Annotated in this window: 6 protein-coding genes; 2 read left to right on the top strand and 4 right to left on the bottom strand. The window is 67.9% G+C overall.

What is annotated here, in order from left to right; translation table 11 throughout:
- Positions 1-1,016, top strand: a 1,016-nt coding sequence (locus QF819_11025; protein ID MDP6803682.1) for a transglutaminase-like domain-containing protein, incomplete at its 5' end; no start/stop codon positions are given.
- Between the two features lie 89 nt (positions 1,017-1,105).
- Here the strand turns inward: QF819_11025 and QF819_11030 are convergent.
- The 3 genes from QF819_11030 to QF819_11040 all read right to left on the bottom strand — a co-directional run bounded on the left by QF819_11030 (position 1,106) and on the right by QF819_11040 (position 4,950).
- Positions 1,106-3,445, bottom strand: a complete 2,340-nt coding sequence (locus QF819_11030; GenBank protein ID MDP6803683.1) for a sulfatase — start codon at positions 3,443-3,445, stop codon at positions 1,106-1,108.
- A 133-nt stretch (positions 3,446-3,578) separates the two neighbouring features.
- A complete protein-coding gene (locus tag QF819_11035) occupies positions 3,579-3,767 on the bottom strand; it encodes a hypothetical protein (protein ID MDP6803684.1) in 189 nt (62 codons plus the stop codon).
- A 91-nt stretch (positions 3,768-3,858) separates the two neighbouring features.
- Positions 3,859-4,950 carry a DUF4236 domain-containing protein gene (locus QF819_11040; GenBank protein MDP6803685.1) on the bottom strand — a complete coding sequence of 364 codons (1,092 nt, stop codon included), beginning with the start codon at positions 4,948-4,950 and terminating at the stop codon, positions 3,859-3,861.
- A gap of 120 nt (positions 4,951-5,070) precedes the next feature.
- Here QF819_11040 and QF819_11045 point away from each other — a divergent pair, with 120 nt between their 5' ends.
- Positions 5,071-5,850 (top strand): HAD hydrolase-like protein, encoded by a 780-nt coding sequence (locus QF819_11045; protein ID MDP6803686.1) that lies wholly within the window; start codon positions 5,071-5,073, stop codon positions 5,848-5,850.
- Positions 5,851-6,162: 312 nt separating this feature from the next.
- Here QF819_11045 and hemA read toward each other — a convergent pair.
- A partial coding sequence (hemA, locus tag QF819_11050; protein MDP6803687.1) for a glutamyl-tRNA reductase occupies positions 6,163-7,425 on the bottom strand: 1,263 nt, incomplete at its 5' end.

Raw genomic sequence — 7,425 nt, forward strand, 5'->3', positions numbered from 1 at the left:
GCTCTTCGCGCCTCCAACAGGCGGTCTTCGTGCCCTTTCGCTACCGCGCGTCACTTCCGGCGGTCGTCGCCGTCATGCTGGTGGCCCCTGCCGCCCCCGCCGCGGACGCCGTGCGCCACATCGCCTTCACCTACTCCGCCATGCTGGACTCCCTCCCCGCCGGAGTCGGCCCCGTCCATATCTTTCTCCCGATCGCGACGAACACTCCGCATCAGCAGGTTCTCTCCCGAGAGATCACCGCGTCCATTCCGGGCGAACTCCGCGAAGAACCCGGCTACGGAAACCTCTTCTGGCACGGAATGGTCGCGGAGTCAGACGGAGCGCCGATTACCGTGGACATCCGCTGCCTCGTCCGCAGAAGCGGCGTGTCCGCGTCGGCGGATGCCGCGCCGGAGGCGGACCGGGCCTCGCTTGCACGCTTTCTCGCGCCGAACGCGCTGGTCCCGGTCGGCGGGGAACTCATCGACCCCATTGCCGACACCATCGCACCCGGTGAAGACTCCCCGCGGAGAATCGCACGCGCGGTTTACGACTATGTCATCGACCACATGGTGTACTCAAAGGAGGGCGCCGGGTGGGGAGCCGGGAATACCTCCTGGGCCTGTGACGCACGCTACGGAAACTGCACCGACTTCCACGCGCTCTTCATTTCCCTCGCGCGGGCGCGGGGAATCCCGGCGCGGTTCGAGATCGGCTTTCCGATTCCCATGGACCGGTCCGCAGGCCGCGTCACGGGTTACCACTGCTGGGTGAACTTCCACCTTCCCGGCGCGGGCTGGATTCCCGCGGATGCCTCCGAAGCGCGCAAGCACCCCGGCCAGCGTGACTTCCTCTTCGGAAATCTCCGCCCGGACAGGATTCGCTTCTCCGTCGGCCGGGATCTGGAGCTTGGCAAGGGACACACCACGGGACCATTGAACTTCTTCATCTACCCGCATGTGGAAGTGGCCGGGAAGATCTACGAGGGCGTCACCACGCGGTTTGCGTTTGAGGAGCGACACGCGACCACCCCGTGAGCCCCGCGTTCCCCGGGAACCGCGCGCCGCACACTCCGCCCCGTTCTCCGGGAGCCGGGCGTGATGCGCGGCGCCGCACACTCCGCCCGCTACTGCACATACCCGAGCGCACGAAGCCTCTCCAGCGATTCCGGATCGAGCGCCACCGGCCGGTCTCCCGCGGGTTCCGCCGCGCCTCGCAAGGTGGTGAGCCACTCCACGGCCTGCCGGGCCATCTCCGCCGCACGCGCCGGTTCTTCCACCGCCAGATTCACCTGTTCGCCGGGATCCTCATCGGGGCGAATCAGCAGCGTGTCCGCCGGTCCATGCCCGGCGTAGTCGCGGACGATCACCTTGGCCCCGCCCGCGTACATCGCCACCTCTCCCCGAACCGCCTCATCCGCGAGCACTTCCGGCTTGAGCCGATCCTCCAGCCGAATCAGGTGCGCGAAGATCGGCCGGTCGTCTCCCTCGCGAAGAAGACTCCGCCCTTCGACGCCCGCGGGAAGTCTCGCGCCTGCCAGCTCCGCGAAGGTCGGGAGAATGTCGAGCGAGGTGACCCGATCCGTCCGAAGAACGCCGCCTTCCCCGCCGGGCAGGCGCACAAGAAGCGGCACGCGAAGCGTCTCGGCCCACAACCCGTTTCCGTGCCCCATCTTTCCGTGTTCGCGGAACTCCTCGCCATGGTCGGCCACGACCACCACACCCGCTCGATTCAGCACCCCCTGCGCTTCCAGTTCCGCGAGGATTCGCCCGAAGAAGTGGTCCGCCGCGCGGATGTCTCTCGCGTACCTCGCGAATGCGCGCGTTCCGCGAAGCGACGAATCGCCGCGGGTCATTCCCGGGATCGCCGCGAAGGGTGCGCGCGGACGATACGGCGCGTGTGGATCGTTCGGGTGGATGTAGAGAAAGAGCGGGGCGTCCGTCCGGTCCGCGATCCAGTCCCGGAAGGTCGTGTGGATGGCCTCGCTCGTGCCGCTGGGATCCGACCGTGTCCACCCCGATGGAATGCGTCCCCCCGGCGACACCGCGCGCCACCGATCGAAGAGCGCACCGGGTTCGAAGACCACATCGAAGCCCCGCTCCAGCCCGGCGGCGCGCCCCGCGTTCGGGTTGGTCACGAAGGCGACCGTGAAGTAGCCGCGCTCCCGGAGAACTTCGGCAAGGGTGGGAATGGACGCGGGGAGGGTCGCGTGTTCGTGCTGGACGCCGTGGGCCGGGCCGGATCGCGAGGTCAGAATGGACGCCGCTGCGGGACGCGTCCAACTGGAGGCGGAGATGCACTCGCGAAAGAGAACGGCCCGCCGGGAGAATGCCCCCAGCGCGGGAGAGGTTCGTCCGGGGTAGCCATACGGCTCCAGAAGATCGGAACGCAGCGTGTCGATCTCGTAGAGAACGAGAGGCGGGAGCGTTCCCGCACCGTGCGCAATGACCGGGGCGCCCCAGTAGACAAAGCCGTCGCCTTCGCCGGCGGTCACGACCAGCGCAATCTCCCGCCCGCCGAACTGAGCGAGGTCCGCGCCCGCCGCTTCCCACGCGCGGGGGCGTGCGGGGACCCCCTCGTGGAGGACGACCGCCGGTGCGCCCGGAAGGGCCGCCGTGATGCGAAGTCCGGGCGGAATCCGCCCTTCGTTCGCAACCAGGAATCGCAGTCGCCCCGACTCGGGCAGGCGAACCGAAAACGACGCGTCCATTCCGGCCGGAAACGCGACCGACGCGGCCTCGATGCCCCCGAAGGCGCGCCTGAGAGCGCCCCCGGTCCGCGAAGCCGCCAACTCTTCCCGGGTGACGATCCGGAGCGACTCGACCCGGAGCGCCCCGGAAGGGCCGTCCCATTCCGCCGAGAGGAGAACCCGGTCGATTTCGCCGTCCACATCCCATGCGGCGGGAACGGCAATGCGATAGACCTGCATCCGGCCCGCGGCGGCTCGAATGCGGGTGCCGTGGGATCGCGTCGCGCCGCCGGGGACGCTTCGCGAAAGCCCGGCCACGACCCGGCGCGCGTGCTCTCCGTCGGGGGGATCCCAGTACACGCCAAAGTACTCGCCGTCGGAGAGTTCCGCGCGTACTTCAATCTCAGCCACATCCCCCACTCGAAGGGCGCATCCACGAGGCCCGGCCAGAACAGCACCCTTTCGCCCTCCGCTCAGAACGATCGAGGAGTCGGCGGCGGACACTTCTCCGGCAACGGCGGACCAGCCTGCGGAGTCAGCCGGGAAGGTCCACGCAAGGCCCGTGCGAATCGACCCGGCGGCGCCTTCTGTACGCTCCGCAAGCGCGGCGGCGGCACGCTCCGCCAGATGGATGACGCCGGGTGCGGCGGGCGGCTCGTGAGGCGCGCGGGAGCAGGACGACGCGAGAATCGCGGAGGCGGTGATGAGAGACAGAGCCGATGACACCGCACAACGCACGGACCGCTCCTCGGAGAACAGGACGCGGCAGTGTAGCATCGGGGCGGGCGTTGCGTCAGTCCGCTTCCGCGACAGCCTTTGCCGCAACCCCGCGGCTGCGTCTTCCGCGGGCGGAGGCTCGGCTTCCGCGACGGCACCTCTATGCGGCAGATGGTGCTTGCGAGGACCCGACCTAGCAGTCGTCCGATGCAGCAGGGACGGACCCCAGCTTGCTGACCAGTTCCTCCGGGCGGTGGATCAGCACCGGCATGCACTGCGAGCAAACCCAGGCGGGGCTCCCGGAGAAGCGGATCGAGATGAGCGGGATGGCGGTCTCTGAGGTGCCGCAACTGAGGCAGGTGCAGGGGTCGGTCGGGGTCATGGGTGTCTCCTTGCTAATCAGAAAAGTGGCCCGGAAAGCCCGTCAGTCTGCCCGTTCCGGCGGCGAAAGTCCAGTTCGGTCGGGCGCTCCGTCAGTCGAGCTCCAGTCGCTCCGCGACATCCTCATACCCGGAGCACTCCGAGAAGATGTGTTCCAGATCCGCGCGAAGTTCCCGCGGCTTTCCCAGTGCCTCGCTGCAGAGGGCGCGCTCGTAACGGAGCGCCAGGAGGAGTTCCGGCGGACGGTCCTTCTTGCGGCGGAGCACCAGCGACAACAGCCGCCGCGCCGGGTCCGGCATTCCCAGAAGACGCAGTGCGCGCGCCTTGAAGAGCAGGAGATTCCCGTGAGCGGATGATTCGTTTTCGACGCCTTCCCCGAGTTCCACAACCCGACGCAGATTCACTCGGGACGGTTCCTCCGCATCCAGCAGGAGGTCCGCAATCGACAGGCGGATGATGACATCCTCCGGGGATTCCGCGCGAAGGTCCTCCAGTGCCTCGATCGCCTCGTCCATCCGGTCCAGCTCCTGATACGCCTCCGCAAGAGCCAGGAGGACACCCCGCCGACAGGGACGAATGAGCGCGCTCACCTCTTCCGTCACACCGATCTCAAGCGCCGCGTCCAGTCCGTACTTGCCGAGGTGGAAGCCGAGGTTCGACTCCCCTTCCAGCGCGCGGGCAAGAAGAGCGACCGCGTCTTCCCAGCGCCCCTCTTCCAGCGCCAGCGCTCCGGCAACATAGGCTCCGTCAGCCATCCCGGCGGCCCGTTCAAGATCATGACGCGCAGCCTCCCGATTCCCCAGAGCCAGCTCGCGCAGGCCGTTCACCAGCGCCGCCTCTTCGGGCGGTGCGGAGAGGTCGTCGAAGTGTTCCCGAATCTCCTGCTGCTCCGACTCCGAGGCGGTCGTCGGCTCCGGAGGAAGAGAAGGTGAGGTTGCGGAATCCGGGGCGCATGTGCGCTCACCCGCCCCGGCTCGCTTCTTCTTGCCCCGGCGCTTCTTCACCGTGTAGAAGAGCCCCGTTCCCGTCAGTCCGCCGGTAGCCCGGAGGCCGTGTGGCCCGAATGTCGCCTTCGCGGCCCTCGGCCCGACGGAGACCGACAGCTTCCCCTGCAGGATGCTCTTGCTGAGGTTCAGCGTGACACCGGGCGCAATCCGTATACGCCTCCAGAATCGAAATCCCACACGCACCTCCCATCGCGTCGCGGCATCGCGACAACAAACTACCGCCGAAACAGGGTACCCTCTCGGGCGGGTCTATGGTATTCGAATCGAGTGCCGTGCAACATCTCCCGGGAGGTTCTGGTGAATCCTGTTCGCATGGTCCTGCTCGACATCGACGGGACCCTCGCCGAGGGAATCGGCAGAGCGGCCTTTCCCGGGGCCGCGGAAGCGGTCCGCGCGCTCCTGGACCACTACCCGGTGCGCTATGTCACCAACGCCACCTCCTGCACGCGGGCAGCCCTCGTAGCACGGCTTGAGGCCGACGGGTTCCCGGTGGAGGAATGCCCCGTCGTGACCCCCGCCACGCTTGCGCGCAGTGTCCTGACCGGGCGCGACGACACGCGCGGAGTGCTCCTTTGTGACCCAAAGGCAAGGGAGGATCTCGCGTGGTTCCGCGAGACGCCTCCTGATGAAGCGCGCGCGGTGCTGGTGGCGACGGAAGCGCACCGCCTTCGCGTGGGAGATCTTGCGGGGGCCGTGGAGGCTCTGCACTCCGGTGCCACGCTGTACACACTCCAGCAAAACCGGGTCTTCCGGCGAGACGGCCGTCTCCTCACCGACCTCGGGCCGGTGGCTGCCTTTCTGGGGTACGCCGCCGATGTCGCATGGGAGAACCTCGGGAAGCCGTCTCCACTCCTCTTCCGGACGCTCGCGGCAGAGTCCGGCATCGATCCCGGGCACATGGTGATGGTCGGGGATGACGCGGAGTTCGACTGCGCAGGCGCCCTTCGTGCGGGTGTGGGAAGCGCGGTACTCGTCCGAACAGGGAAGTACAGGCCTTCAGACGAGAACCGGGTGCCCCCCCCGCCGACGCATGTCGTGGACTCCATCGCGGACCTCCCCGCGCTCCTGGCGGGGTAACCCCGTCTCCGGGCGCATTCTGAGGTCCCTGACGCGTTTGAATCCGGAAGGTGAGGCGTGCTGGAATCGGAGCTCTCAGGCTGATCTGAGCGCAGCTTGCCCGGCGTAGCCCCGTTCCCCGTCTACTTCCCGATCCCCCGGTTCGGTGGACGGTTCCTTCCGGGGCGGCGGCGGGGCGCAACACCGCTGGACACTCTCACGCGGCCGCCCCCGCCGAACCGCGGGGACGCCGGAAAGGAACCGCGTCATGAAGGCCACACTTCTTGCCGCACTGCACGGCTGTGCGTCCGTGCGGCACCCGGCCAGGCGGAGCTAGTCCAGTTCGAACAGCCTGCGCAAGCTGTCCAGATCCCGGGTTCGCTCTTCCCGCGCGTCCGTGCTCTTCAGGCGCACGACCGGTCGCCGGACGATCCCCCGAATCAACCCGGCCAGGCTCTGCTCCACCGCTTCCCGGATGTCGTCCGGCATGCCTCCGCCCAGACGCCCCATTTCGCGAGCCTTCAGTTCTTCGAGGAAGGCGCGGAAGTCGTCCACCGTGGGCTTGAGATCCAGGTTCGCGATCCACCCCTCAAACTCTCGCGCGGACTCTGAGAGAACCTCTTCCACGGCGGGAACCTCTCGGAGCCGGGCGGAGACATTCCCCTGAACGATCTCCTCCAGATCGTCCAGCCCGAAGAGAAACACACTCCCGATCTTCGCCACTTCCGGGTCTACATCCCGTGGTACCGCGATATCCAGAAGAAAGAGCGGGCGTCGGTTCCTGCGCTCCATCGCGGCATGGACCGCTCCGGGCAGAATCACCGGGACCGTGCTTCCCGTGGTCGACAGCACGATGTCCGCCTCCGCGAGGAGCACTTCCAGTTCCTCCATGCCGTGAGCCGTGATCTTCGTGCCGGGATGCGCACGGGACAGCGTCCCGACCAGCTCTTCCGCCCGGCCTGCGCTCCGGTTGGCAATCGCCAGTCCGGCCGCGCCCTGCTTGAGGAAGTGTCGGGCGGCGAGGGCGCCCGTTTCCCCGGCGCCCACCAGAAGCACGCGACGGGACTCCAGCTTCTCAAAGAGCTTCCGCGACAGATCCACCGCCGCAAAGGCCACGCTGACCGCGCCCGCGTCGATCTTCGTCTTCCCGCGTGCCAGCTTCCCCGCCCGGAACGCACCCTGAAACGCACGCAGCAGAACCGGGCCGAGCGGGACGATCTCCCGCGCCGCACGGTAGGCGTCCTTCACCTGCCCGACGATCTGGGTCTCCCCCACCATCATGCTCTCCAGACCCGCCACCACGCGATACAGGTGGGCGACCGCGTCCATCCCGTCCAGCCGGTACCCAAGATCGCCTTCAAACGGCAGCGCGTCCCCCCCCGCGGCATCCAGCGCCCGCCGAAAGGACCCGACGGCATCCACATGCCCGGGCGCTTCCAGATAGACCTCCGTCCGGTTGCAGGTGCTCAGCACCACCCCGGACACGCCTTCCTCCGCAACCGTGCTCAAGAAGACGCGTGCGCTTTCTTCGCTCAGGTGGACGCGCTCCCGCACTTCCGTGGATGCCCGATGGTGATCCACTCCCCAGAGCGTCAC

This window comes from Gemmatimonadota bacterium (genome assembly GCA_030747075.1).
In the GTDB taxonomy this organism is placed as follows: domain Bacteria; phylum ARS69; class ARS69; order ARS69; family ARS69; genus ARS69.

Bases quoted from the DNA above. Each gene is read 5' to 3' on its own strand.
- QF819_11030 (MDP6803683.1), bottom strand. From the start codon at position 3,445: ATGCTACACTGCCGCGTCCTGTTCTCCGAGGAGCGGTCCGTGCGTTGT.
- QF819_11035 (MDP6803684.1), bottom strand. From the start codon at position 3,767: ATGACCCCGACCGACCCCTGCACCTGCCTCAGTTGCGGCACCTCAGAG.